Raw genomic sequence first — 26,085 nt, 5'->3', positions numbered from 1 at the left:
GAATACCCCTAGCGCTGGTTGTGCGAAAGCTTTGCCTTGTTAAAGGCTGCGCCAGGGATTCACCGTGCTCAATGGTAGGGACCGCGCAGAAACGAATTCATTCGGCGATTCGTTTCTGCGGCGACACTCAAGCTTTACTGTAGCAGCGAGCCGCGCAACGAGTGAGGCTGCGCATCATCGATGTGTACATCGGCAAACTGCCCGATCAATTTGGGGTTGTCGCAGCGAAAATTGACGATCCGGTTATTCTCGGTGCGCCCCTGGAGTTCGCCTGGGTCTTTCTTCGAGTAGTCGGTCACCAGAATGCGCTGGGTGCTGCCCACCATCTGCCGGCTGATCTCGAAACCCTGCTGGTTCAGGCGATGTTGCAGCGCGGCCAGTCGCTCTTTCTTCAGCGCTTCCGGCGTGTCGTCCTTGAGGTCCGCGGCGGGTGTGCCCGGGCGTGGGCTGTAAACGAACGAGAACGAGAAGTCGAAACCCACGTCCTCGATCAGCTTCATGGTGTTATCGAAATCCTTTTCGGTTTCGCCGGGGAAGCCGACGATGAAGTCGGAACTGATACTGATGCCCGGCACCGCGGCCCTGAGCTTGCGCAAGCGGGACTTGTATTCCAGCGTGGTGTGGTTGCGCTTCATCGCCGCCAGAATGCGGTCGGAACCCGATTGCACGGGCAAATGCAGGTGTTTGACCAGTTCCGGCACTTCCGCGTGGGCCTGGATCAGGCTGTCGGAAAACTCCAGCGGGTGCGAGGTGGTATAGCGAATGCGGTCGATGCCATCGACGGCGGCGACTACGCGGATCAGGTCCGCCAGGTCAGCAACGCGGCCGTCGTGGGTGGTGCCGCGATAACCGTTGACGTTCTGCCCCAGCAGGGTGACTTCACGCACGCCGTTTTCGGCCAGGTGGATCACTTCGCTCAGCACATCGTCGAATGGACGACTGACTTCTTCGCCGCGGGTGTAGGGCACCACGCAGAACGTGCAGTATTTGCTGCAGCCTTCCATCACCGACACGTAAGCGCTCGGGCCATCGACGCGCGGCTCGGGCAAGTGGTCGAATTTTTCGATTTCCGGGAACGAGACGTCGACCTGCGGCAAGCGGGTCACGCGTGCGGCGTCGATCATTTCCGGCAGGCGGTGCAGGGTCTGTGGGCCGAACACCACGTCCACGTAGGGTGCGCGATCACGAATGGCTGCGCCTTCCTGGCTGGCCACGCAGCCGCCGACAGCGATGACCATTTCCGGATTGGCCAGCTTCAGCTCACGCCAGCGGCCCAACTGGGAGTACACCCGGTCCTGGGCGCGCTCACGAATCGAGCAGGTATTGAGCAGGATCACGTCGGCGTCTTCCGCGCGAGCGGTGACTTCCAGGGCCTGATGTTCGCCCAGCAGGTCGACCATGCGCGAGCTGTCGTACTCGTTCATCTGGCAACCGTGGGTTTCGATATAAAGCTTTTTGGCCATGCGTGATGATCAACCGTGTCAGTGAACCGCGCATTATAAGGATGAAGGGCTCGGGTTCCTAGCGTCGGCTGTCCGACGAGGCGGACGGACATGCTATAGTCCGTGCCCCTTTTTCATCTCTGATCGTTACCCGCCCGTTATGACCAAACGCGAAGCTCCAATCTACAAGGTGATTTTTCTCAACCAGGGACAGGTGTTCGAGATGTACGCCAAGCAGATCTACCAAAGTGATCTGTGGGGCTTTCTGGAAGTTGAAGAATTCGTCTTCGGCGAGCGCACGACCGTTGTGGTGGACCCCAGCGAAGAGAAGCTCAAGGCCCAGTTCGAAGGCGTGGTGCGCAGTTTCGTGCCGATGCATTCGATTGTGCGCATCGATGAAGTCGAGCGTATGGGCACACCGAAAATCAGCGAAGCGCGCGGCACCAGCAATGTGATGCCGTTCCCCATGCCGATGCCGGAAAAGTAAGCGTTGCAGGTGTGAATCGCGATTGCCCTGAAAGATTCCTGATCAGGGCAACGGAGAGAAAGGACTGCGCCCTTCGGCGGTCTGCAGTTCAAGCAGGTATTTGCGGAAAATCTGGCCGAGTACCTGAGTGGCCACCTCGAGTTCGTCACGCGGCATCTTCGCCGACACTTCGTCGGCAGCGTCCAGCGCCTCTTCCGAACCGTTGACCGCGGCCATCTTCAGCACGATGTACGCCTGAATGTTGTTGGCCTGCACACCTTCGCCACGGCTGAACATCAAGCCCAGTTGATACTGCGCCTGGGCATGGCCCTGCAGTGAAGCCTGCTCGAAATAATTCAGCGCCTGCGGCAAATCGCGAGGTGCATTTTTGCCCTCGTAATAGAACTCACCCAACTCGTACTGTGCCTGCGCGTCCCCACCCTTGGCGGCCTGCTGGCAGGCTTCAAGCGCTGCAGGCAGGTTCTCTGGCTGGGTATTGAGGGTGCAACGACCCATCGCCGGTACTAACAACGAGTTGCCGCCGGCACTTGCCAGCAGGGGATAGACAAGCAACAGGCAGCCCAATACAAGGGTGCGGCCGGTGCGGTTCATGGGAGTCGACTTACCTCTGAAAAAGGTGCGGGCATGCCCGACCAGCTAAACGTGCTGGCTGCGCATTATGAAATAAGCAGAGCCAACCTTACAAAGTCTTTACGGATTTTCTGCTGCACGGCCTGAAAACAGCCTTTTTTACGGGCGGATTACCTGAAAGAGGATGGTCGTCAGCGTGTCTGTGCAGCGTTCGCATTGCATTGTAGAAGCAAAATGCATACTTAACGTTCAGTTTCATTCGCAGTCATCACTCGCGCCGGTTCACTGACACCCTGCGCGAGTGATGCCTGACGAGCTTATTTCAACGCAGCGAATGCCTTTTCTGCGGCATCCAGGGTCAGTTTCAGCTCGGCATCGCCATGGGCGATAGAGGTGAAACCCGCTTCGAAGGCGCTAGGCGCCAGGTACACACCGCCGTCCAGCATCAGGTGAAAGAAACGCTTGAAGCGCTCGGAGTCACTGGTCATCACGTCTTCGAAGGTGACGATTTCTTCGGCTTCGCTGAAGTACAAGCCGAACATGCCGCCGGCCTGAGTCGTCACGAACGGGATACCGGCTGCATCGGCGCGCTGTTGCAGACCTTCGAGCAGGCGACGGGTGTAGTCGCTCAGTTCGTTGTGAAAGCCGGGACGGCTGATCAGGCGCAGGGTGGTCAGGCCGGCCGCCATCGCCAGCGGGTTGCCTGACAGGGTGCCAGCCTGATAGACCGGGCCGAGCGGTGCGATGTGCGACATGATTTCGCGTTTGCCGCCAAAACAGCCGACCGGCATACCGCCACCGATGATCTTGCCGAAGGTGCTCAGGTCGGGCGTCACGCCGTAATAAGCCTGTGCGCCGCCGAGGGCTACGCGAAAACCGGTCATCACTTCATCGAAAATCAGCACCACGCCGTGCTCGTCGCACAGGTCGCGCAGGCCTTGCAGGTAGCCAGGCGCGGGCGGCACACAGTTCATGTTGCCAGCTACGGGTTCAACGATGATGCACGCTACTTCCTGACCCACTTCGGCCAGCAGGTCACGCACGGCGTCGAGGTTGTTGAAGGGCACGGTCAGGGTGTGTTTGGCGAAAGCTGCAGGTACGCCGGGCGAGCTGGGCACGCCCAGGGTCAGCGCGCCGGAGCCGGCCTTGACCAGCAGGCTGTCGGAGTGACCGTGGTAGCAGCCTTCGAACTTGAGGATGCTGTCGCGGCCGGTAAAGCCACGGGCCAGCCGGATCGCGCTCATGGTCGCTTCAGTGCCCGAGCTGACCATGCGGACCATTTCCATGGACGGCACCAGTTCGCAGACCAGGTCGGCCATTTCGGTTTCCATGGCCGTCGGTGCGCCGTAGGACAAGCCGTGTTCCAGCTGGCTGCGCACGGCGTCGAGCACGTCGGGGTGGCTATGGCCAAGAATCATCGGGCCCCAGGAGCCGACGTAATCCACATAACGCTTGTCGTCTTCGTCAGTCACGTAGGCGCCCGCAGCGTGCTTGAAGAACAGCGGCGTGCCACCCACGCTCTTGAAGGCGCGAACCGGCGAATTGACGCCACCGGGGATGTGTTTTTGGGCGTTGGCGAACAGTGTTTCGGAACGGGACATGATCGGGTCTCTGCTTTGAAACGGGGAATTCGTGTCTACGCTGGAGTCAGCCGAGGCGGGCAGCTTCAGGGTGGGCTGCTTTATTGGGTGGCATGAGCCAGAGAAGGCGCAGGAACGCGCACTATATCAAATGAAGCGCGGCTGCGAATGAGGATCCACGTACTTGTGGGAGCGAGCTTGCTCGCGAAGGGGGCAATGCAGGCCCCGAAAATAGCGGGTCTAAACCATCGCCTTCGCGAGCAAGCGAAGCGTCGCCCGGCTTCGCGCCCACATTGATTGCGCTCTACAGCAGCGCCGTGAATGCACGTGCCCGGCGCGTCACTTCCTGAGTATTTTCAGCGCCGAACAAACCGTGCACCACGGCGAGCAGGTCGGCGCCGTGCTCGACCAGTTGCGACGCGTTCTCCAGGGTAATGCCGCCAATCACCGCGATCGGCAGGTGGACCCGGGCACGTACCTGAGCGATCAGGTCCAGCGGCACGGCGGGGGCGCCGGGCTTGGTCTGGGAGTTGAAGAACCTGCCAAATGCCACATACGTCGCGCCGTCAGCCTTGGCTTGCTCGGCCAATTCCACGCGGCCATGACAAGTAGCCCCGACAATCGCCTTGTGCCCCAGCAGGGCGCGGGCATCGGGCAGCGAGCCGTCGGATTGCCCCAGGTGCACACCAACCCCCAGCCGCGCAGCCAGCTCAGCGTCATCGTTGATGATCAGCCGGGTCTTGTAGCGTTCGCAGAGCTTGAGCAGTTCGGTCGCTTCGCGCAGACGGCGGGACTCGTCACTGTTCTTGTCGCGGTATTGCAGCAGCGTCACGCCGCCGTCCAGCGCAGCTTCGACGTACGACAGGAATTTTCCGGACAGCAACTGGCTGTCGGTAATGGCATACAGGCCACGCAGTTTCATGAATCGACCCTCATGGCGATGTGTTACGAGCAAAAATCCAGCGGCAGCCGACGTGGCACGAATTGCCCGCGGCCTAACTGTTCGGCATCCCTCAGGGTTCGCCAGGTGTAGTCGAGTGCCGACTTCACCGCGCTGACCAGTTCCTGTCCCTGAGCGATGCGCCCGGCCAGTGCGCTGGCCAGGGTACAACCAGAGCCGTGGTAACTGCCGGGCAGACGTTCGCAGACGAAGGTGTGGGTCTGGCCGCCGCGCAGGTACAGGCGGTTATGGATTTGCTGTTCATCACCATGACCGCCAGTGATCAACAGATATTCACAAAACGGCAGTAGTTTGTCAGCGCACTCATCCGCAGTGCCTTCGGGCAACTCGGCAAGAATGCGGGCCTCCGGAAGGTTCGGCGTGGCGATGGTCGACAGCGGTAACAGGCGCTCGCGCATGGCGTAGCCGACCTCGTCCTTGCCCAGTCTGCCGCCGCCGCCAGCGCGTAACACCGGATCACAGACCATGGGCAAGTGCGGGTGAGCCAGAAGCAGATCGACGACCGTATCGACCATTTCCAGTGAGCCCAGCATGCCCAGCTTGACGGCTGCTACGCTCGAATCATTGAGGACTGCATTGGCTTGCGCCATCACCCAGTCGCGATCCAGCACGCGGAAATCACTGACGTTCACCGTGTCTTGCACGGTGAGCGCGGTAATCACCGGAGCGGCATGGCAGCCTTGGGCGAGCAGGGCTTCTATATCGGCCTGCATACCGGCACCGCCACTAGGGTCGTGGCCGGACAGGCAAAGGACTACGGGGCGGGAGCTATAGATATTCATGGTGCGCGAGCTTATCACTAAACCTTTCGCGGGCCGCTCGGGGTGCCGGTTTTTTCTTGCGGATCGAGGTCAATCGGCGACGACGGCGGGCTCGACAAAACCTTAAAAAGTACTCATGTTTGCTCTGCAGTCACCGATATAGAGCTATTGCCTTGATTTTGATCGCGATACTGTCTTTCAGCTATTAGCGGCTATGCTTGAGTGGCAAGGCTGACGAGTGACGGTTCGGGTGCTTACTGATGTCTGCCGGTACATGTGCACGTTCAATGGTGTGTTTGAATCATTAGCCTGTTTCAAGGATAGAAATTTGCGGGACGTCGTAATCAATGGATGGATTGAACGCGACGACCTACCTTGGGGCTTCAATGCGCTATCTGTTGATCATTCTGGCTCTTTGGCTGCCGTTGCAGAGTCATGCAGTCGAGTTTGATGAAAACACTCGTTTTCTGCCGTTGGGCCGTGCCATTCAGGTATTCGAGGACCCGACCGGCGAGGCGACCATCGAAAGCGTCAGCGCCGCCTCTCACGCCGGTGCCTTTCAGCCCGTGCCTGCCGGAACCTTCAACGCCGGGTATTCGCGTTCCGCCTTCTGGCTGAAAGTCGAGCTGACCTATCGCCCCACAGACGCCAGCATCCATAACGACTGGCTGCTGGAACTGGCCTATCCGCCAATGGACCACATTGACTTCTACGGCCCGGATGCCGACGGGCAGCCCACTCGCGCCTGGCATACCGGCGATATGCTGCCGTTCTCCAGCCGTCAGTTCGCCCAGAACAACTACCTCTTCCAGCTGGACCTGCCGCCTGGCCAGCCGCGAACCCTGTACATGCGTATTCGCAGCGAAGGCGCTGTTCAGGCACCGCTCTACCTCTGGTCCACCCACGCCTATCTGGATGCGCAGCCCTCCAAGGTTTACGTCTTCGGTCTGATCTACGGCGTGCTGCTGGGCATGCTGGTCTACAACCTGTTCATCTACCTCAGCGTTCGTGAGGTGGATTACCTGTATTACCTGCTGTACGTCGCCTCGTTCGGGCTTTACCAGATGTCGATCAATGGCGTTGCCATCGAATACCTGTGGCCTGACAGCCCTTGGTGGGCGAATGCGTCGACCCCCTTCCTGATATCGCTGGCGACGTTATTCGCCTGCCAGTTTTCGCGCAGCTTTCTGGGCACGGCACAATTGAGCCGCTGGCTGGACCGGCTGCTGCTGGCGGTCATCGGCGCTGCCGTACTGGTCATGGGCATGGCCTTGTTCCTCAGCTACGGGCCGGCCCTGCGCGGCGCGGCTCAGCTGGTCATGGCAGGCGCCGTGACGATCTACCTGGCGGGTATCGTTGCGGTCATCAAAGGCGAGCGGGTCGGGCGCTATTTTGTGCTCGCCTGGTCGGTGTTCATGGTCAGCGGACTGATCTTCGGCTTGATGCTGCTCGGCTATCTGCCCAATACCTTCCTGACCATGTACGCCTCGCACATCGGCACGGTGCTGGAGATGGCCTTCCTGTCGATGGCGCTGGCCGACCGTATAAACCACGCCCGCCGGCAACAGGCGCAAACCTTGCTGGCTGCCGGTCAGGACCTTGAACGTCTCAACCAGCAACTGGCCAACAGCAACCGGCTGAAGGACGAGTTCCTGGCCACGCTCACCCATGAACTGCGCACGCCGATGAACGGGGTGATCGGGTCGCTGGAGGTCATGCAGACGCTGGACATGGACGACGAAGTCGAGATGTATCAGCAAACCGCCGCCAGTTCGGCGCGCGACATGATGAGCATGATCAACGGCATCCTGACCCTCACCGAGTTGCAGGCCGGTGTGCTGTTCGCTGACTGCGAGTCGTTTGCGCCCAAGGATCTGGCCGACAGGCTGGAGGAGCGCTTCAGCGGCGCGGCTCATGCCAAGGGCCTGATATTGACGCTCGATCTGGACGATAAACTGCCGCCGAGCCTTCGCGGCGACGCGAGCAAGCTCTACCAGTGCATCGAGTGTCTGGTGGACAACGCCATCAAGTTCACCCGAAAGGGCGCAGTGCAGGTGCGTTTCAGTGGTCATCCGCAGGACCTGGAGCGTCTGTACCTGCGGGTCGAAGTGATGGACAGCGGTATCGGCTTCAGCCGCCTGGACGAAGCCCGGCTGTATCAGCATTTCTTTCAGGTCGACGGCTCCATGACCCGTGAGTACGGCGGGCTGGGCATCGGCCTGGCGATCTGCCGGAAACTGGTCGAGCTGCAGGGCGGCGAATTGAGTCATCGTTCCGAGCCCGGCAAGGGCAGCTGTTTCACGCTGAGCGTCCCGATGCTGATGGTCGTGCCGGGCGCAGTGCGCAGGGCGCCTGAACTCAAGGCTCAATGGGGGATATAAGCGGCCTTATAGCGTCATCAGCTGAAAGCGCCGAGGGTTAGGCGGCTACGGCACTTTTGCGAGGGCCGAGCGCGTGGTTCACTGAGTGCATGTTGCGTGTACGCAGGCAGGAGATGACTCATGAACCTGAATCAATTCGCCGAAACCCACGAAGTCACCAATCAACCGCCGCCGCTCGAAGGGGCAAACCTTTACCTTATCGACGTGCCGCTTCAGGAATGGAGCCGCCGATTCGGGGCGGGCTGGGCGCAGCCGCGTATCGACGCCTATGGTGCGCTGGCAGGTGGCCCGCTGATGGCGGCGGGTTTTCTGGCCAATCAGCACAAGCCCGAATTTGTCAGCCATGACCGCTACGGGCACCGCATTGACCTGGTCGAATTCCACCCGGCGTATCACCAGTTGATGAGCACGGCCATCGAGCATGGCATCCCGTCGTTGCCATGGACCGATCCGCAGCCCGGTGCGCATGTCGCACGCGCGGCCATGAGTTATCTGCATACCCAGGCAGACCCCGGCAGCGGCTGTCCGCTGACCATGACCTTCGCCAGCGTGCCTGCGCTCAGGCTGCAACCGGACCTGGCTGAAATCTGGCTGCCCAAGGTGCTGTCGACTGAGTACGATCCACGCAACGTGGGTATTGCGCACAAGAACGGCGCGACCATCGGCATGGCCATGACCGAGAAGCAGGGCGGCACCGACGTGCGCGCCAATACCACGCGTGCGTTCCCGGTGGGGGCGGGCGGCCCCGGCCAGGCCTACGAACTGGTCGGGCACAAATGGTTCTGCTCGGCGCCCATGTGCGATGCCTTCCTGACCCTGGCGCAGACCGACAAGGGCCTCAGTTGTTTTCTGCTGCCGCGCCACCGGCCGGACGACACGCGTAACGAGTTCTACATTCAGCGGCTGAAAAACAAGCTCGGCAACTGGTCCAACGCCTCCAGCGAAGTCGAGTTTCGCGGCGCGCTGGCGTGGATGATCGGTGAGGAAGGGCGCGGCGTGCCGACCATCATCGAAATGGTCGCCATGACCCGTTTCGACTGCATGATCGGCTCCAGCGCCCTGATGCGTCAGGCGCTGACCCAGGCAACGCATCATTGCGCGCACCGTGCGGTCAGTGGTCGGTTGCTCGCCGAGCAGCCGTTGATGCAGAACGTGCTGGCTGACCTTGCCCTTGAAAGCGAGGCCGCACTGGCCCTGACCCTGCGTATGGGCCGCGCACTTGACCACCTGGATGATGATTACGAAAAGCGTTTTGTGCGCCTGGTCACGGCAGTGGGCAAATACTGGATCTGCAAGCGCGCCCCGGCCATGATCAACGAAGCTGCCGAGTGCCTGGGCGGCGCCGGTTATGTCGAGGACAGCATTCTGCCCCGCTTGTACCGCGAAGCGCCGGTCAACTCGACATGGGAAGGCTCCGGCAACGTGCAATGCCTGGATGTGCTGCGAACCCTGTCCAAAGAGCCCGGCGCACTCGATGCGCTGTTCGACGAACTGGGCGACGGGCATGGTGACCGGCATCTGGCGGCGCACATCGGCACGCTCAAGGCCGCGTTTCAGGACACTGGCGACATTCAGTACCGCGCCCGACAACTGACCGAAGACATCGCCATCGCCTTGCAGGGCAAGTTGCTGCTGGAAGCGGGTAACGCTGCGGTCAGTGACGGGTTTATTGCCGGTCGACTGGTGTCCAGCGGGCGAGTGTATGGCGCATTGCCAAAGGGCGTCGACGTAGAAACATTGCTGCAAAGGTCCTCGCCACAGGTGGCATGAGCACGCGAACCCGTTACGATGCACGTCTGCAAGATCAGACAGGACATGAATCGTGACCCAAGCCTTTGTTGTTGTCGACACCGCCGAGCAGGCTGTAGAACGGCTCGCCGAGCTGCATGAACGCGCCACCAGTGCGCTGAGTCAGGCGCTCAAGCGCTACCTGAAAGACCGCGTCGAACCCACCGCCGAAGAGCGCGCGCAATTCAGCTATCCGGAATTGCGCCTGGTCTACAAATGCCAAGGCGAAGTGCCGGTGACCACGCGCGCCTACGCCAAGGTGCAACTGCCGGGTACTTACAGCGTCACCGTCACGCAGCCCAAGGCCTTCAAAAAGTACCTGCTCGAACAACTTGTCCCGCTGATGAACGATTTCACCGTGACGGTCGAAGTCGGCATGAGCGAGCAGAGCATTCCTTATCCTTACGTGGTCGAGCAGGGCGATGAGCTGGCCGGCACGGGCGTCACCGCTGCGGCGCTGGCACGGGTGTTCCCGAGTACCGACCTGTCGGCTGCCACCGATGGCATTGCCGATGGTCTTTACGACTGGGCCAACGTCGACCCGCTGCCACTGGCGCTGTTCGACGCTGCGCGGGTGGATTTCTCGCTGCGCCGTCTGGTGCATTACACCGGCAGTGACTGGCGCCATGTGCAGCCGTGGATTCTGCTGACCAACTACCATCGCTATGTCGATCAGTTCATTCTGCACGGCCTGGAAAAGCTCCGCGAAGACCCGCGTTTCGTACGCATGGTCCTGCCGGGTAACGTGGTAGTCGACAAGAGCATGGGCCAGGACGAAGCGCAGGCCATCGTCGCCAGCGTGGTCTGGCACCGCTATCAGATGCCGGCCTACCACCTGATCGCCGAAGACGGTCACGGCGTGACGCTGGTCAACATCGGCGTCGGCCCGTCCAACGCCAAGAACATCACCGATCACCTCGCCGTGCTGCGTCCGCATTGCTGGCTGATGATCGGTCACTGCGGCGGCCTGCGTCAGTCGCAGACCATTGGCGACTACGTGCTGGCTCACGCCTACATGCGTCGCGACGGGATTCTCGACCGTGTGCTGCCGCCGCATATCCCGATTCCGGCCCTGGCCGAAGTGCAATTGGCCCTGCAGGAGTCGGCTGCGCAGATTACCGGCGAGCGCGGTGAAGAGCTCAAGAAGCGCCTGCGCACCGGCACGGTGTTGACCTATGACGACCGTAACTGGGAACTGCGCTGGGCTCAGGAACGTCCGCTGATCAACCTGTCGCGCGCAGTGGCGGTCGACATGGAAAGTGGCACCATCGCCGCTCAGGGTTATCGCCTGCGTGTGCCTTACGGCACGTTGCTGTGCGTATCCGACAAACCGTTGCACAGCGAAATCAAGCTGCCGGGTTCGGCGAATGCGTTCTATGAACGTGCTGTCAGCCAGCATTTGAAGATCGGTATTGCTGCGCTCGACCTGCTGCGCACCGAGCTGAACTCGCTGCACTCACGCAAACTGCGCAGCTTCGACGAGCCGCCATTCCGTTGATGGCTTGCCGTTAATAGATTGGTATTTGCACCAAGGGCCACTAAAGTGGCCCTTTCTGTTTTCCGATTGCCGAATTCTCATGTCCCGCACCCAACGCCCCGATTCCCGCCGTCCTGCCTCCAAACCGGCAGGTGCTGCCCGGCGTGTCGCCAAAGCGCCACCGGCCGAGCCGAAGCTGATCCTGTTCAACAAGCCTTTCGATGTACTGACCCAGTTCAGCGATGAGGAGGGGCGGGCCACGCTCAAGGACTTCATCAAGATCCCCGGCATCTATCCGGCTGGGCGCCTGGATCGCGACAGCGAAGGTTTGCTGCTATTGACCAACGACGGCCAGTTGCAGGCGCGCATTGCCGATCCCAAGCACAAGCTGGCCAAGACCTACTGGGTACAGGTCGAAGGCGAGCCGAGCGATGAGCAGTTGCAGCAGTTGCGCGACGGTGTCCAGCTCAACGACGGGCCGACCTTGCCCGCCGAAGCGCGGCAGCTCGAGGAGCCGCAACTCTGGCCGCGTAACCCGCCCGTGCGCTTTCGCAAGAGCGTGCCGACAAGCTGGCTGGAGCTGGTGATCAAGGAAGGGCGCAATCGGCAAGTGCGGCGCATGACTGCTGCAGTCGGCTTGCCGACCCTGCGCCTGGTGCGGGTCAGGATTGGCGACTGGACGCTTGAGGGCCTTGATCAGGGCCAGTACAGGGAAGTCGCCGCAAAACTGTGACGCAGGTGCCCGCTCAGTTACGCAGGTGAGTCAGCGGCATTTCGGTGCTGGCCAGCACTTGATTGAGCACAAAGCTCGATTTGACGCTGGTCACGCCTTCGATGCGGGTCAGATGGCCCAGCAGCAGTTTCTGATAGTGATCCATGTCCGGCACCACCACTTTCAGTTGATAGTCCGCGTCCATGCCGGTCACCAGGCTGCATTCCAGTACCTGAGGCAGATTGCGGATCTGCTGCTCGAAGTTCTCGAAGCGCTCGGGTGTGTGTCGGTCCATACCGATCAGCACGTAGGCGGTCAGGTTCAAACCCAGTTTCTTGCGGTCCAGCAAGGCAACCTGGCGCACGATATAACCGTCGTCTTCCAGTTGCTTGACCCGGCGCGAGCAGGGCGACGGTGACAGACCAATGCGTTCGGCCAATTCCTGGTTGGATATCCGCGCGTCCCGTTGCAATTCAGCCAAAATGCTCAGGTCGTATCTGTCGAGCTTGCTCACGATGCACCCCATTATCAATTCAATTGCGCTGGATTATTCATCTGAAGTCAAAAATTGCGCAAGTAATGTTTTAATCCGCAATATTAGCAATCTTCTGCCTTAGCCTCAGGCCTATTCTTTTAAACAGAATCACTGCCCGGACACAGCGTCCAGCGCGACCCGCCGAATCAGGCCAGTCGCGGCCTCCCACCCGACAGGGTGGGCCAGGCCCCCGGGCTACATACTGTCCAGAAGACGGCATGAGGTGAGCCAGCGTCAAAAGCGCTGCGCCAGGACGAAGTATCTCAAGGGGGCCATTTGGTCCCCTTTTCTTTGTCTGCTGATAAAGTGCGCAGAACGGCGCTACGCTTAAACAGTCTTAATAACGTCAACCCGCGCTCTAGTGAGGAAAGCATGAAATCTGGCATCTGGCAGTTTGCGGGTGTAAGTCTGTTGTGTCTGAGCATCAGTGCTCAGGCGCTGGCCGACGAACGTGATGAACCACCGCGCAATCCGCTTTACGGCAGCCCCGGTGAAAACGCGCAGCAGCGTCAGCAGCAACAGCAGCGTGCTCAAGAGCAGAACAATCAGCAGCGGCAGATCCAACAACAGCAAAACCAGCAGCGCCAGGTCGAGCGTCAGCAGCAACAGCAGATCAACCAACAGCAGAACAATCAGCAACGCCAGATTCAGGAACAGCAGAATCAGCAGCGTCAGGTCGAACGTCAGCAACAGCAGCAGATCCAGCAACAGCAGCTGCAGCAGCGCAACGTCGAGCGCCAGCAGCAACAGCAGATCGAGCAGCAACAGCGTGATCAGCAGCGCCAGATTCAGCAGCAGCAAAACCAGCAGCGTCAGCAGTTGCGCCAAGCCCAGGACAACCTGCCGATCCAGAGCGGCCCGAAAGAGGCGTGGCAAACCCAGCCGCCGCGTCAGGGCTATTACCAGGACATTCCACGCGGTAACAACCGCAACTGGCAGGCCGGCAACGGTCGCCCCAATGACCGTTGGGAAGGGCGTCCCGACGGGCACGGCAATGGCTGGGGGCCAGGTCCGCAATATCGGCCTGGCCATGCGATAGATCGCGTACCGGGTGGCTACTCGCGTATTCCCTATCGTGGTCAGGACTATTACTACTCGGGTGGCTACTGGTATCGCCCGCAAGGCCCGCGTTATGTCGTGGTGACACCGCCCTACGGCGTGCGTGTCAGCAGACTACCGTCCTACTCTCAGGAAGTATGGATCGGCAGCAGCCTGCTGTTTCTGGCTGCCGGGACCTATTACGCCTACCAGCCGGACAGTCAGGACTATGTGGTGGTCAATCCGCCGCAGAACGAAGCCGTGTATCAGGCTCCGCCGGCCGAACAACAGGGCAATGGCTACGATCCGGTGGCCTACCCTGCCAACGGGCAGAGCCCGCAGCAGGTCGAGCTGGATAAATACCAGTGCTACCGCTGGGCTGCGGAGCAAAGCGGTTTCGACCCGGCCAATGTCACCGGCCAGCCGCCGCCTGACGTGGTCGATCTGTATCGTCGCTCGATGGGCGCGTGCCTGGCGGGGCGAGGTTACAGCGTCAACTGATGGCGGTCAGGCACCGGCCTGCTTGACGACTTCCTGAGGGTCGGCGTGTACCAACACCTCGGCCTTCGGGAATTGCTTGTGAATGGCGTCAGCCACCTGATCACAAATTGCATGGGCGACCGATAGCGTCAGGCTACCCGGTAGCTCCAGGTGCAACTGCACAAACCAGTGATTGCCGGAGATTCGTGTACGCAGATCATGCGCCCCGAGCACGCCCGGCACTTCGCACGCCAGTGCCAGCATTTGAGTACTGACATCGGCGGGCAATTCCGCATCCATCAGCACCGATATCGTTTCGCGGGCGATTTGAAAGGCGCTCCACAAGATATAAACCGCGATGCCCAGACCAAAATACGCATCCAACTGCTGCCAGCCGAAATACGCCAGCGTCAGCGCCACCAGAATGCTGGCGTTAAGCAGCAGGTCTGAACGGTAGTGCAGCGAATCAGCGCGGATCGCTGCCGAGCCGGTCGCCTTGATCACCCGGTATTGCAGAGTGAGCAGTGCGATCGTCAGCGCGATGGAAACCACCATCACCACCATGCCCAGCAGCGGCGCGCCCAGCGGTTCCGGGTTCTGGATGCGCTCGACGGCCTGAACGGCAATCAGCACACCACTGACGGTGATGAACAACGCCTGCGCCATGCCCGACAGCGCTTCCGCCTTGCCGTGTCCGTAGCGATGATCGTCATCGGCAGGGCGCAATGCGTAATGCACCGCCAGCAGGTTGAGGAACGAAGCGGCGCCATCCAGCAGCGAGTCGGTGAGACCGGCCAGCAGGCTCACCGAGCCGCTCAGCCACCAGGCAACGCCCTTGGCCAGGATCAGCGTCGTGGCAACCGCCAGCGAGGCCCGCGTCGCGAGCCGCAGCAGTCGGGAATGTTCGGCAGTGGTGCTCATGACGCTTCCTTGAACGGGATCGATATCAGGCGGCCGGGACCAGGCCCAGCGCTGCCAGTTGTTCCACACTGCCTTTGTGCTGGATCAGGCGTGGATCGTTCAACGGCAGAGAACGGCCTAGCTCGGTTTCAATGATGGCCTGCAGCTTGGTGTTGTCGACGCTGCCATCAGCCTTGAGCGCCTTTTGCAGCTTTTGCGGATCGATCTGCGCATGCTCGCCGGGCCCGTAATAGATCGCGCCGGTGGCGAAGTCCACCGCAAACGCAATCACGCCCGGAACGATATAGAACAGCAGCGCGAAAGCATCCAGCGCCGCAATGGCCGGGTCAACCTTGCCATCGATCTGACCACGACGATCAGGATAGAAAATGCTGCCGCAGGCCGAAATCTGAGTCAGCAACGTGGCGACCAGAACGCCACCGATCAAGCGAGAAGGAATGCGCATGGAAAGCTCCTGAGATGAAGAGGGCAACTATACAAGGCAATGACTGCAAGGCTAAGACTATTGAGTGATGGCGTGGTTCTGCGCTCGTGAAGTTAAACCAAATGGGATGCGGAGCATTCTGAACTGCAGAATCGCAGGGCCCTGAGCGGCCGCTGAAGATTATCGAATGTGAGATCGGCCAGGAACACAGCTCCCGCGTCGATGCCCCTTACCGACCACGATTAACATCTGGTTTACTGTGCCGCACGATAATTACAAAAACTCAGGAGTCATGTATGCAACCGATTCGTCTCGGTCTGGTGGGCTACGGCAAGATTGCGCAGGATCAACACGTCCCTGCGATCCACGCCAATCCCGCGTTTGAGCTGGTGGCCGTGGCTACGCAAGGCCAGCCGTGCGCCGGGGTAGAGAATTTCAAATCCCTGGGCGAACTGCTTGCGAGCGGGCTGCAGGTTGACGCCATTGCGTTCTGTACGCCCCCGCAAGGTCGCTTTGCCCTGGTGCAAGAGGCGTTGGCGGCCGGCAAACACGTGCTGGTCGAGAAGCCGCCGTGCGCGACCCTGGGTGAGGCGATGGCGTTGGTGGCCCAGGTGCAAGAGCAGGGCGTCAGCGGTCTGTTCGCCTGGCATTCGCGTTACGCGCAGGGTATCGAAGCGGCGCGTGAGTGGTTGTCCACCCGCACCCTGCAGAGCGTGCAGATCGACTGGAAAGAAGACGTGCGCAAATGGCACCCCGGTCAGGCGTGGATCTGGCAGCCCGGTGGCCTGGGCGTGTTCGATCCGGGCATCAATGCCCTGTCGATCGTGACGCACCTGCTGCCACTGCCATTGTTCGTCGAGTCTGCCGAACTGCGCGTGCCGAGCAATTGCCAGTCGCCTATCGCTGCGTCCATCAAAATGTCCGACACGCGCCATCTCGATATCCGCGCCGAGTTCGATTTCGACCATGGTCACGACGAACTCTGGAGCATCGAGATTCGCTGCGCCGAAGGCACGTTGCGCCTGGACAACGGCGGTGCAGTGTTGAGTATCGACGGCGTGCGTCAGGCTGTTTCGGAAGAGGGCGAGTACGCCGCGGTGTATCGCCACTTCCAGCAGCTAATCGGCGATACAGCCAGTGACCTGGACCTGCAACCGTTGCGGCTGGTCGCGGACAGTTTTTTCGTGGGCAGTCGGGCATCCGTTGAACCGTTCTACGACTGAGAGCCTCTCAGGTACAGGTGGGGGCAAACAGCGTTGCGCGCCCCTGCATACGTCAGCCTGACAAGAGAGCAGAAATTGGACACAAAACAGCCTTGGCCTTCCAGTGAGCAGGAGTTGGTAGAAGTACGACGGTTTAATAAAACCCTCGCGCGGATGCCGCGTTTCCAGATTCGCAATTGCGTCACGCCACGGCTGATTCAGGCGCTGTTGCGTGCGGCGCAGATCGGCAGTGCCCTGAAACCGGGAGGGCATGACCTTCGCATCGAGAAAAGAACGGTCAGCTCGGGTAACGTACCGGTGCCCGTGCGCATCATCCGCCCCAAAGGCAAACCCCGGGGCGTGGTGTTCGATATCCACGGCGGCGGATGGGTGATCGGCAACGCCCAGATGAACGATGATCTCAACGTCGGCATGGTTAACGCCTGCGACGTGGCCATTGTTTCGGTTGATTATCGACTTGCTGTGACAACCCCCATCGAGGGCCTGATGGAGGACTGTTTTTCCGCCGCCTGCTGGCTGTTGGGCAAAGACTGCGAGGAGTTTGCCGGCCTGCCGGTTATCGTGGTCGGCGAATCCGCTGGCGGGCATCTTGCCGCAGCCACGCTTCTGAAATTGAAAAGCCGACCTGATCTGCTCGAACGGATAGTGGGTACGGTGCTGTACTACGGCGTCTACGACCTGACGGGGACCAAGAGCGTGCGCACCGCGGGGCCGGAGACGCTGGTGCTGGACGGTCCGGGCATGGTCGGCGCCATGCGCGCGCTCACCCCTGATCGAAGCGACGATAAACGCCGTGAACCGCCATTGTCACCACTGTATGGCGATCTGACCGGCCTTCCGCCCGCACTGATGTTCGTCGGAGAGATCGACCCGTTGCTGGATGACACACTGCAAATGGCCGAGCGCTGGGCCGACTCGGCAGAGGTCGAAATGCACCTCATGCCCGAGTCGCCGCACGGCTTCATCCACTTCCCGACCACGTTGGCGCTCAAGGCGCTGGCGCGCAGCCGCGAGTGGATCAATGAGCGGATCGATGCGCTGGGTTGAGCTCGTCGCTCAACCTATTTCCGCGACCCACTTCGATACCGGGTCGCCACTGCTCAAGCCCGGCTGCACAAGACCGCCGATCATGAAGGTCGGCGAGACGTGTATGCCGTTCTGGCGAGCGTATTTGGCATGCCATTTCACGGCCTGCTCAAGCTTGGGATTGGCGAAAGCCTCCGCCAGCGCCAGGCCGCTGTAACGCTCGATGCGCGCGATGATGTCGTTGGGCGTCGCATCCATGTTCGGGCCGGTGGCGTGGTGTTCGAACTCGAATTCCTCACGGTGCGACGCAACCGCCGTCATGACCGCCTTGGCGCTTTGCTTGCCGCCTTCAAGGGTCGCAGCCGCCAGAATGCAGCGCACGATGACGCCCGAAAACATGTGCCAGGGCTGCGATTGCAGGCGGATTTTGACCGTGACCCTGTCTTCTCCGGCCTGAGCCAGCAGCTCATCGAGCTTGAAGAAGGCCTTCACCGAAAAGGGGCAGGTCGGCTCAAGGAAGACTTCGAACAGACGAGGCCCGTGGCCCCAGGAAAGTGCGTCTGAATGCATGGTCGTTTTACTCCCGTCGATGGTTGTACAGAAGGCGCGCCGGGCATAGGCACGAAAAGTATCTCCCGGACGCCTATCGTTCCTCACGCAGAGCACTGGCACGATAAACAAGGCGCGCCGGGCTGATTTACGCTGCGCCGCGCTCCACGAAAAGTATCTCCCGGACACCTCTCGTTCCTCACGCTCCGCGTGGGAATGCAGTTCGTGACGCTCCGCGTCACCCATTGCAGCGTTGACGCCTGATTCAGGCTGTACCAGATGCAGGCAGCATTACAGCCTGAACTGCGGATCATGCGGGTTTGAGAGCCGGTTCGGGCATGAGTTCGATTTTCAGGCCAGCAACGCGGTAATCCAGCGGACCTGTTGCGCAACGTCCTGCCGCTTCTCTTCGTTCACGGCTTGCTGCGCGCGTTCGAAGTTGTGCAGCGTCTTGTGTTTCTTGCCCAGAAGACGTTGCCACTTGAGCAGAAACGCCGGGCTGCGCGCCTGCATCTGCAGCGGGCCGAAATACAACTCTTCAGCCGTGTACTCCACGGGGCCTGTGCGCTCGGCGACGATGATTTCGTAGTCGAAACGGTTTTCCCGCAGCACCTCTTCGCTGACGATGCGGTAGTCATGCTTCATCAGCCAGACGCGCAATGGTTGCTCGCCGCCGTTGGGTTGCAGGATCAAGCGCTCCTGACCGCTCAGGCGCGCCTGGCCCGCTTCAAGGATGTCGCGAATCGTCTCGCCGCCCATGCCGCAGAGGCTGATCGCGGTGATCGCGTCTTCCGCTTCGATCGCCGCCAGACCATCGGCCAGGCGCACGCTGACCTGATCCTCCAGATCGTTCTCGCGCACGGTACGCTCGGCTGCGCAGAACGGCGTCAACGCCACCTCGCCAGCCACCGCTGCCGCGATGACACCCCGGTTCAGCAGCGCCACCGGCAGATAGCCGTGATCCGAGCCAATATCAGCCAGCCGTGCACCGGCAGGTACGTGCGTCGCCACACGCTCAAGGCGCATGGACAATCTCTGTTCGTTCAACGGCAACCCCTTTCACCCCAAACGCCCGACAGCGTGGCCGGGTCCGGGCGCGATTCTGTAGAGCAACGCGGCGCATTTCAACTTTCCGCGACAAAGCCCACGGCTCGACCCCCACCTGTCGCTCGCGTAGGCTTGGCGTTTTCCATCCTTTGCAAAGCAGAGATCCCATGGCAAACGCAGACATCACCTTCACCCCCGATCCAGACCCGGAGTCCATCTCCTCTGACGTCGCCGACTTCAACGGCGTGCTGGTCAGCACCCAAATCCCCACCCATCCCGACGGCAGCCTGGAACTGGGCGGCATCACCGAGCAGAGTGAATGCACCCTGCGAGCCCTGAAAGACGCCCTCGAACGCGCCGGCAGCTCGATGGACCGGGTCATGCACCTGACCATCTACCTGACCGACATGGCCGATCGCGCTGCCTTCAACGAAGTGTACAAACGCTTCTTCAAAAAACCGTGGCCCGTGCGCGCAGCGGTGGGCGTGGCGGCGTTGGCGGTTGAGGGCATGCGGGTTGAAGTGACGGCGATGGCGGCCAAGGCGGGCTGACCGTTAGGCGCATACCTGACTGATGCTCGCGTCAGCGCTTTGCACCTGTGCAGAGTTGCACATCCTGTGGAACCGGATCTCGTTGCTTGCCACCAAGGCGGTATGAGTTTCCGGAGAAGCAGATGATCAACCTCACCAACCTTGCATCTTCGTTGGCGCGTGTGGCGCTCAGCGATTCGACAAAGCCAACGATAGACCGCGCGATGAACGTCGTCAGCCATATCGCTGGCAAAGTGGCGTTGCAGGTCAACAGTTCATTGCTGGAGCAGAAAGGCCGGCTCAACGAGCGCCAGCAGAAAGGCCTCGAGGTGATTCTGGACGCATTGCTCGGCAAGGAACCGGTGACCCATGTCGAGACGCACGAAGGGGGAGGCCGATTCAATCTGGCGCGAGCTGCCTTCGACGTGGCCAGCGTTGTCTGGGAGCGCGATAAGTCGATGCGCAACGTGATGAGCTTTTTGGGCGTCAGCGACAGCCAGGGCAAGATGTTGTTCTCTCTGGGCAAGACGCTGGCCGACGCGATGGCCAGGCCCGAATCTGAGCATGGCAAGCACAGCAGTGAGGCGAACTACGCATTCTTCTCCAGCAACTTGAAGCTGAACAAACTGATGAACGACATCGCTGACCAGGTGATCAACGAGATTCGTCAGCAGAACACCGATCGCGTGCGACGACCCACACCGGGACCCTCCTGGAGATCTGAAAGCACTCAACAGCAAGCGCGCCCGCAAACGCCTCCAAGCGCTCGCCCCCAGGCCAACAGCGCGCCGCCACCACCGCCGAAAGCCCAGTCCAATTCAGGCGCTCAGCGGCCGTCAACAGAGCGACCCCACAAAACACCCGCTGCTGGCGCATCCGCGAAGGTGGACGATTCCGCCCCCGCCAAGCCACCCGTCAAGCAGTTGTACGAGCACTTGGGCCTCTCGGACATGACGGCGGACCTCTCCGCAGTCAAAAAGGCTTACAAGAAGGCCTCGCTGAAGAATCATCCTGATAAGAACGTCGGTAACGAGGCTGAGGCGACTGAGCGTTTCAAAGTGATTTCAAATGCGTTCAGGATTTTGTCCGATCCAGAATTGCGCAAGAAATACGACAATGGCCTTATTGATGAGAACGGTGACGAGTTCAAGACCTGACTTTTCGGCGTGAGGCGTGCTGGCGGCAGTGTTTCTGAGCAGTGGGCTCCACGCGCAAGTAGCCCCGATAACTAAACGCTGCTCTTCGTTGATTACACTGAAAAACGTTCTTCTATTGCCTCGGAAAAATGCGTGCAGTTTATTCGCGCAAAACGCTGGTAGTCGCGCGACACCGAGAACGCCGAGCCCGGCATCAGCAGGATCTTGTGTTGTTCAAGTTCCTTTATGAAGGGCTCCAGGTTAGGGATGTCCGGGTGATAGGCCCAGATGAACATGCCGCCCTGCGGTGCTATATCGAATTGCCAGCCTCTTGCTCGCAGGGCGCGTTGAGTCTGGACCTGCTGGCTGATAAGCCTCTGCTGAACATCCTGCATGTGTCGGGCATAAGTACCATCCGCCAGAATGGTGTTGACGAACCGCTCGCAGAACGCAGGAACGGCAACGCACGTCAGTAGTTTCAAGCGTGTCAGCGGCTCAATGAGCTCTTGTGAGCAGGCGATATAACCCACGCGCAGCGAAGCGGAAAGGCATTTGGAAAAACTGCCGACGTAGATCACACGATCCAGATTATCCAGCTCGGCAAACGTCTGGCGGACAGTGGGGCTGAAGTCGCCGTAGACATCATCTTCGACCACAAAGAACTCGTGCTCTACAGCAAGACGCAAAACCTTGAAGGCGTTGTGCGGGCTGATGTTGCTGCCGGTCGGATTGTGGAAGGTGCTATTGCAGAAAAACGCTTTGACCGTGTGCTTCGCCAGATAACTCTCCATCTCGGCGATGTCCGGCCCGTCCTGAGTCCGCCTTATACCCACAACATGACCGCCCGCCAACTGAATCAACCTGATCAGGTTGCCATTGCCCGGCTCGTCCACGAATACATGGTCACCGGGCTTGATCAATAGGCGGGCAACCAGGTCCAGGCCCTGCGTCGCTCCCAGAGTGGTGAGGATCTGACTGGGTCTGATGTCGATACGGGTGAGACGCTTCATGTGAACGCAAAGCTGTTTACGCATCGGGAGATAGCCGGAAATGTCGCCATATTCGGCCAGCGAACTTTGCTCCAGCCGCGCCGTGCGCCGAATGGCCTTGGCCAGCAATTCGGTATCTCGCCATGCCGGTGGCAGCCAGCCACATCCCAGCTTGGTGTAGTGCGGTCCTGCCTGTAGCAGCCTGAACAGTGGGTCGGCGCTCATGCACTCTATTTCCCGCACGTTATCTACATGGGTGGCATGACTGCTCACAAAGTAACCGCGTCCGGGAGAAGCCGACAGCACGCCTTCACTCACCAGACGCGCATAGGCCGAGACCGCATCGTGGTAACTCGCGTCGGCAGTCAAGGCCAGTTTCCTTATCGACGGCATACGTTGTCCAGCCAGCCACTCGCCTGATTCAAGGCGCTGCTTAAGCGAGTCATAAAGGGCGTTGTTGGGCATGGCGGCTTCGTCAAACTGATAGAAAAAATAGCCTAACAGTTAATCAGAAAGCTCGTCGACTGTGTGCCTACGGACGCCGTACAGATGCGAGCATGCATCTGCTGCTGAGGCTGAGAACAAGGCGACGCATCCATTGATGTCTGAGCTTTTTGTGAAAAAGACGGCAGCTCCTTTCCACCATGAGCACTGTCCATGACGAACACGCTGCCTCGACGCACCTATCTGTATTTCACCGCGCAGTCCATTAATCTGACCACTGCCGTCATGTCTGTAACCATGGCAGCCATTGTCGGCTCGGCACTTGCACCCGATATCAGATTCTCGACCGTACCGTATGGCTTTCAATTCTTATTGCTGATGCTGGCGACATACCCCGTTTCCAGATTGATGAGTCGCATCGGCCGAAAAAAAGCTTTCATGCTGGGCGCTATCCCGCTGGTGATCTCTGGCCTGAGCGGCTTTTGGGCCGTTGAGCATCAGCATTTCCCACTGCTGGTTTTCAGCCATGCTGCGCTTGGCGTGTATATCGCATTTGCCAACTTCAACCGGTTCGCGGCGACCGATAATCTGCATCAAACGTTAAAGCCCAAGGCTATCTCGCTGGTTGTGGCCGGCGGGGTCATTGCCGCCATCGTTGGGCCCACACTTACTGAGGTGCTCAGAGACTTGGGCGGCTATCCCCTGTTTTCGTTGTGCTATGCGTCGTTCATTGGCCTGGCAGCGTTATCGTTGTTGATAGCCGTTTGTCTGCCTGACGATCCGGTAATGCCTGTAACTCTCAGCGGAAATGGAACGCCCGCGAATGAGCCCCGTAACTCGATCACGCCGACGATCATGATTGCCATGGCAGTCGCAGCCTTGGGTTACGGAGTCATGAACTTGCTGATGATTCAGGCTTCGATGCACATGAAGCATATGTATCAGGACTTCTCGGATGTTCGCGTTGCGATTCAGTGGCATGTTATAGCCATGTTTGCGCCCTCTTTTTTCACCGGGGTGATCATCCAGAAAATCGGAATCAAAACCACCGTCTGTGCAGGCTTGATCATGTTGATTGGTTGCTCGGCCATAAACATGGGATCGAGCAGTCACGAGGTCATGGTTTTTTCGCTGATCGTTCTAGGGTTAGGCTGGAACCTGACCTATGTTGGAGGCGGCGCACTGTTGGCCAACGCTCAGCAGAGCAACTCGGGAGCCATGCAGATGCAAGGCAAAAACGATCTGGCTATCGCAATCCTTGCAACAATTGGCGCGTTCACTCCTTCGCTATTGCTCTGCACGGTAGGTTGGGCTGGCACCAACGCTATTTGCATGGCGCTGTGCATCGCATTGCTGCTGGCGACGGCTGTTCGACTAAAAGACTCACCCTGATTCCCCAACCCCACCCCGGTATACTCCCCGCATCTCCCCGCATCTCTCCGGGAGCCCGCGTGGCCGTCCAGACGAGGGGGCGGTAAAAGCACCGACTGCGGTGTATGAGTCACACCTCTCGTGATGACCTGATAGCAGAGCTCTCGAAGGGGTATGCAGGCGGGCGACGAGATTCGATGTCGGCACCTCGGCAGGGGAGAGCTTGCGATTCTGGCTATCAGCAAAACAAGAAAGCCCTTCATCCGCTCCAACGCAAAACGGGCAACGCTTTGGAGGGATAGCGCAGAAGCAGGACCAGTCAGGTAAACAGGAGTACGGCGCCGAAAATCATCGTGTCGATCTCGCGATTGCAGATGAGGGCATCGTACCGAAAGGGGAGGGGGAGACCAAATCGCTGATTTTGGTATCGCTGCGTTCGCGCGCGTGCCCGCGAAAGCTGAATCCCTGTAAGCGCTGCCGAGCGCGTGCGAAGGCTGCGATGCGATGGGTCATTAACTCGGATCGCAGCCTTCACTTGGGTTTGGCAGTTCCAACAGGTCAACCAGACACGTAGATGAGGTGTTTGGTGGGCCAGGGGCCGATTAACCGACAACGGTGTACGGTGGTGACTTTATATCAGCGGGAAATCCGCCTTCTCCTGACTGGGCCGCGTAACGTTCCCCCAGTATCAGTGACTTGATGTTTGGCCCGGCTATATAGCTCATCTCTTCCAGTGTCAGTTCAAATCGCGTCTCTATGCCTGCAACAGGCTGCTGGAAAGGTGCGGTTTCCACCGTATGTGCTGGAGCTCCAGTGGCCTCCGTGCGGTAGATTCCTATACCTACGTAGGCTGGAAGAACTTCATCAGGTGGATAAGCGGGCAAAATGATCGTTGCTGGCCGATTTCGTGTAATTTTGAACTCCTCAGCATTTTCAAACTTTGGAATGGGGCGAGTCGATTTTTGATCCATTTTTTTCTCCAGAGGTGAGTGCGGTAAAAAGGCTTTGTCGCAGCAACACCAAGATAAGAAATTCAGGAGGCGATGAGTACTGTCACTAATGACAGTACTTAGTCAGTTTCGCGATGAATGCAGAGGCTTTAATAGCCCACAACAAAACGGTATTCCCCGCACAATAAAAGGCCCCCGAAAATCTTCTGCGGATGGGGAATACGCAGAGGATTGACGGGGGCTAGTACTACTGGGTGAAGCGGTATTAACGGGCGATGGTCTGGGTCTTTACGCCGGCTTCGATGCCTGAGGTGGAGCGGCCGTAGACGTCTTCGAAACGCTCGATGTCGTCTTCGCCCAGGTAGCTACCCGATTGAACTTCGATGATTTCCAACGGGATTTTGCCCGAGTTGCGCAGACGGTGAACCGAAGCAATCGGGATGTAGGTCGACTGGTTTTCGGTCAGCAGGAACACGTTGTCGTCACATCTTGTCTCGTTGGGGAAGGTGCCCGACAACTCGCCATTACTGGCGTTGTGCAACAAGAATGCTGATCGCGAGGAGTTCCTCATTTCGATGGTTGAGGAGGCTGTCAGAGTGCTCAACGACCGTGCTAGCGCCAAGTCTGCGGGTGACAAAACTCCTCATGGGCCACGTGCCGCTGGTTGTGAAGCGTTTCTAGCTCTTGATGCTTCGGTCAGATTGAGTCTGCTCCGAAGCATTCACATTCAGCAGGACAGTGTCACCATCGGGCAAATCCCTGAGGCGGTTTCTAAAAGACTGAACATCATCCCCAAGGAGCAACGACTCAAGGCTGCTGAGAGTTTGCTTGCATGGTGGGATCAACAAGTGATCTATACCCTCTGCGGCAAACGTGAGCGGGTCATCCAGCGTAGCGAGATGGAACACTGTATTTCCTCAGTCATTGCGCAGTTGGAAGAGGATAAGCTTGTAGCCGAGTTCGATATGGTCAGCCACCCCGAGGATTATCAGGCTGACGGCATGCTGTACCGCCAGATTGCTTTGGTCGGTGGCAAGGGATCGGATGTGTCCAAGGCTGTTCGCGAGCAATGGCGAGCAAAGGAGCAACGATCAAAATGGATCGTCGATAATCCGCAGATGCGCTCGAAGATAGCCGGCCTCCATTTACCCCGCGAAGCGATCAGGAAACCACCAGTTTGAGCGTCCAAGTGCTCAAGGTCGGATCTGGTCGTCGGGTATGTCGGTATGACGTGCCTGCCCCTGCAGCCTGTATAATCCGGTA

At 59.5% G+C, this 26,085-nt stretch carries 25 protein-coding genes and 1 pseudogene; 12 read left to right on the top strand and 14 right to left on the bottom strand.

The window, feature by feature from the left end; genetic code table 11:
* Positions 1 to 134 precede the first annotated feature (134 nt).
* Positions 135 to 1,463 (bottom strand): tRNA (N6-isopentenyl adenosine(37)-C2)-methylthiotransferase MiaB, encoded by a 1,329-nt coding sequence (miaB, locus tag P406_RS10795; RefSeq protein WP_046236167.1) that lies wholly within the window; start codon positions 1,461 to 1,463, stop codon positions 135 to 137.
* A 139-nt stretch (positions 1,464 to 1,602) separates the two neighbouring features.
* On the opposite strand from miaB, the gene P406_RS10790 reads away from it, so the two are divergent.
* Positions 1,603 to 1,929 carry a DUF1820 family protein gene (locus P406_RS10790; protein ID WP_003313868.1) on the top strand — a complete coding sequence of 109 codons (327 nt, stop codon included), beginning with the start codon at positions 1,603 to 1,605 and terminating at the stop codon, positions 1,927 to 1,929.
* A 42-nt stretch (positions 1,930 to 1,971) separates the two neighbouring features.
* Here P406_RS10790 and P406_RS10785 read toward each other — a convergent pair whose 3' ends face one another.
* The 4 genes from P406_RS10785 to P406_RS10770 all read right to left on the bottom strand — a co-directional run bounded on the left by P406_RS10785 (position 1,972) and on the right by P406_RS10770 (position 5,822).
* Positions 1,972 to 2,520, bottom strand: coding sequence for a tetratricopeptide repeat protein (locus P406_RS10785; protein WP_004411930.1), 549 nt, complete (start codon positions 2,518 to 2,520; stop codon positions 1,972 to 1,974).
* A 296-nt stretch (positions 2,521 to 2,816) separates the two neighbouring features.
* Positions 2,817 to 4,100 (bottom strand): glutamate-1-semialdehyde 2,1-aminomutase, encoded by a 1,284-nt coding sequence (gene hemL / locus P406_RS10780; RefSeq protein ID WP_046236166.1) that lies wholly within the window; start codon positions 4,098 to 4,100, stop codon positions 2,817 to 2,819.
* 283 nt (positions 4,101 to 4,383) lie between these two features.
* Complete coding sequence (thiE, locus tag P406_RS10775; RefSeq protein WP_046236165.1) at positions 4,384 to 5,001, bottom strand: thiamine phosphate synthase; 618 nt, start codon at positions 4,999 to 5,001, stop codon at positions 4,384 to 4,386.
* Between the two features lie 23 nt (positions 5,002 to 5,024).
* On the bottom strand, positions 5,025 to 5,822 hold the full coding sequence (locus P406_RS10770; RefSeq protein ID WP_032703322.1) for a hydroxymethylpyrimidine/phosphomethylpyrimidine kinase: 798 nt from the start codon (positions 5,820 to 5,822) through the stop codon (positions 5,025 to 5,027).
* Positions 5,823 to 6,187: 365 nt separating this feature from the next.
* On the opposite strand from P406_RS10770, the gene P406_RS10765 reads away from it, so the two are divergent.
* From P406_RS10765 to P406_RS10750, 4 genes are all read left to right on the top strand, one after another.
* The gene (locus tag P406_RS10765; RefSeq protein ID WP_046236164.1) at positions 6,188 to 8,182 is read left to right on the top strand and encodes a sensor histidine kinase; all 1,995 of its coding nucleotides are present in this window, start codon (positions 6,188 to 6,190) and stop codon (positions 8,180 to 8,182) included.
* Positions 8,183 to 8,302: 120 nt separating this feature from the next.
* Positions 8,303 to 9,952, top strand: a complete 1,650-nt coding sequence (locus P406_RS10760; RefSeq protein ID WP_046236163.1) for an acyl-CoA dehydrogenase family protein — start codon at positions 8,303 to 8,305, stop codon at positions 9,950 to 9,952.
* 52 nt (positions 9,953 to 10,004) lie between these two features.
* The gene (gene amn, locus P406_RS10755; RefSeq protein WP_003392026.1) at positions 10,005 to 11,468 is read left to right on the top strand and encodes an AMP nucleosidase; all 1,464 of its coding nucleotides are present in this window, start codon (positions 10,005 to 10,007) and stop codon (positions 11,466 to 11,468) included.
* A gap of 79 nt (positions 11,469 to 11,547) precedes the next feature.
* On the top strand, positions 11,548 to 12,180 hold the full coding sequence (locus tag P406_RS10750) for a pseudouridine synthase (RefSeq protein WP_003419294.1): 633 nt from the start codon (positions 11,548 to 11,550) through the stop codon (positions 12,178 to 12,180).
* Between the two features lie 13 nt (positions 12,181 to 12,193).
* Here P406_RS10750 and P406_RS10745 read toward each other — a convergent pair whose 3' ends face one another.
* Both P406_RS10745 and P406_RS30015 read right to left on the bottom strand, forming a co-directional pair.
* Positions 12,194 to 12,673 (bottom strand): Lrp/AsnC family transcriptional regulator, encoded by a 480-nt coding sequence (locus tag P406_RS10745; protein ID WP_002555305.1) that lies wholly within the window; start codon positions 12,671 to 12,673, stop codon positions 12,194 to 12,196.
* 348 nt (positions 12,674 to 13,021) lie between these two features.
* Positions 13,022 to 13,570, bottom strand: a complete 549-nt coding sequence (locus tag P406_RS30015; RefSeq protein ID WP_167338280.1) for a hypothetical protein — start codon at positions 13,568 to 13,570, stop codon at positions 13,022 to 13,024.
* Here P406_RS30015 and P406_RS30010 point away from each other — a divergent pair.
* Entirely contained in the window at positions 13,514 to 14,233 is a 720-nt protein-coding gene (locus P406_RS30010) for a DUF6515 family protein (RefSeq protein ID WP_046236189.1), read from the top strand. The two genes, P406_RS30015 and P406_RS30010, sit on opposite strands and share 57 nt — an antisense overlap.
* A 6-nt stretch (positions 14,234 to 14,239) precedes the next feature.
* Here P406_RS30010 and P406_RS10730 read toward each other — a convergent pair whose 3' ends face one another.
* The gene (locus P406_RS10730; RefSeq protein WP_046236162.1) at positions 14,240 to 15,133 is read right to left on the bottom strand and encodes a cation diffusion facilitator family transporter; all 894 of its coding nucleotides are present in this window, start codon (positions 15,131 to 15,133) and stop codon (positions 14,240 to 14,242) included.
* A gap of 25 nt (positions 15,134 to 15,158) precedes the next feature.
* Entirely contained in the window at positions 15,159 to 15,578 is a 420-nt protein-coding gene (gene pmcY / locus P406_RS10725) for a periplasmic Zn2+ metallochaperone PmcY (protein WP_003340868.1), read from the bottom strand.
* Positions 15,579 to 15,853: 275 nt separating this feature from the next.
* Here pmcY and P406_RS10720 point away from each other — a divergent pair, with 275 nt between their 5' ends.
* Positions 15,854 to 16,780 carry a Gfo/Idh/MocA family protein gene (locus P406_RS10720; RefSeq protein ID WP_046236161.1) on the top strand — a complete coding sequence of 309 codons (927 nt, stop codon included), beginning with the start codon at positions 15,854 to 15,856 and terminating at the stop codon, positions 16,778 to 16,780.
* Positions 16,781 to 16,855: 75 nt separating this feature from the next.
* Positions 16,856 to 17,827, top strand: a complete 972-nt coding sequence (locus P406_RS10715; RefSeq protein WP_046236160.1) for an alpha/beta hydrolase — start codon at positions 16,856 to 16,858, stop codon at positions 17,825 to 17,827.
* Between the two features lie 9 nt (positions 17,828 to 17,836).
* On the opposite strand, the gene P406_RS10710 is transcribed toward P406_RS10715, so the two are convergent.
* The gene (locus tag P406_RS10710) at positions 17,837 to 18,376 is read right to left on the bottom strand and encodes a DsbA family protein (protein ID WP_046236159.1); all 540 of its coding nucleotides are present in this window, start codon (positions 18,374 to 18,376) and stop codon (positions 17,837 to 17,839) included.
* Between the two features lie 330 nt (positions 18,377 to 18,706).
* Positions 18,707 to 19,402, bottom strand: coding sequence for a tRNA (adenine(22)-N(1))-methyltransferase (locus P406_RS10705; protein WP_280136211.1), 696 nt, complete (start codon positions 19,400 to 19,402; stop codon positions 18,707 to 18,709).
* Positions 19,403 to 19,569: 167 nt separating this feature from the next.
* Between P406_RS10705 and P406_RS10700 the strand changes: the two genes are divergently transcribed.
* Both P406_RS10700 and P406_RS10695 read left to right on the top strand, forming a co-directional pair.
* A complete protein-coding gene (locus P406_RS10700) occupies positions 19,570 to 19,953 on the top strand; it encodes a RidA family protein (protein WP_003340858.1) in 384 nt (127 codons plus the stop codon).
* Between the two features lie 122 nt (positions 19,954 to 20,075).
* On the top strand, positions 20,076 to 21,089 hold the full coding sequence (locus P406_RS10695; protein ID WP_046236157.1) for a J domain-containing protein: 1,014 nt from the start codon (positions 20,076 to 20,078) through the stop codon (positions 21,087 to 21,089).
* A 92-nt stretch (positions 21,090 to 21,181) separates the two neighbouring features.
* Here P406_RS10695 and P406_RS10690 read toward each other — a convergent pair whose 3' ends face one another.
* Complete coding sequence (locus P406_RS10690; protein ID WP_046236156.1) at positions 21,182 to 22,522, bottom strand: aminotransferase-like domain-containing protein; 1,341 nt, start codon at positions 22,520 to 22,522, stop codon at positions 21,182 to 21,184.
* Between the two features lie 192 nt (positions 22,523 to 22,714).
* Between P406_RS10690 and P406_RS10685 the strand changes: the two genes are divergently transcribed.
* A complete protein-coding gene (locus P406_RS10685) occupies positions 22,715 to 23,893 on the top strand; it encodes an MFS transporter (RefSeq protein ID WP_046236155.1) in 1,179 nt (392 codons plus the stop codon).
* Between the two features lie 581 nt (positions 23,894 to 24,474).
* Here the strand turns inward: P406_RS10685 and P406_RS10680 are convergent.
* A complete protein-coding gene (locus tag P406_RS10680; RefSeq protein ID WP_046236154.1) occupies positions 24,475 to 24,843 on the bottom strand; it encodes a hypothetical protein in 369 nt (122 codons plus the stop codon).
* 244 nt (positions 24,844 to 25,087) lie between these two features.
* Positions 25,088 to 25,312: pseudogene (locus P406_RS10675) on the bottom strand (cupin domain-containing protein); the annotation flags it as partial.
* A gap of 106 nt (positions 25,313 to 25,418) precedes the next feature.
* On the opposite strand from P406_RS10675, the gene P406_RS10670 reads away from it, so the two are divergent.
* Positions 25,419 to 26,003 (top strand): hypothetical protein, encoded by a 585-nt coding sequence (locus P406_RS10670; RefSeq protein WP_235810300.1) that lies wholly within the window; start codon positions 25,419 to 25,421, stop codon positions 26,001 to 26,003.
* The last annotated feature ends 82 nt before the right edge of the window (positions 26,004 to 26,085 follow it).

Source organism: Pseudomonas syringae pv. coryli str. NCPPB 4273 (assembly GCF_000972175.1).
Lineage (GTDB): Bacteria > Pseudomonadota > Gammaproteobacteria > Pseudomonadales > Pseudomonadaceae > Aquipseudomonas > Aquipseudomonas syringae.
Note: the sequence above shows the minus strand (reverse complement) of the source record. Positions and strands in the feature narration are given on the sequence as shown.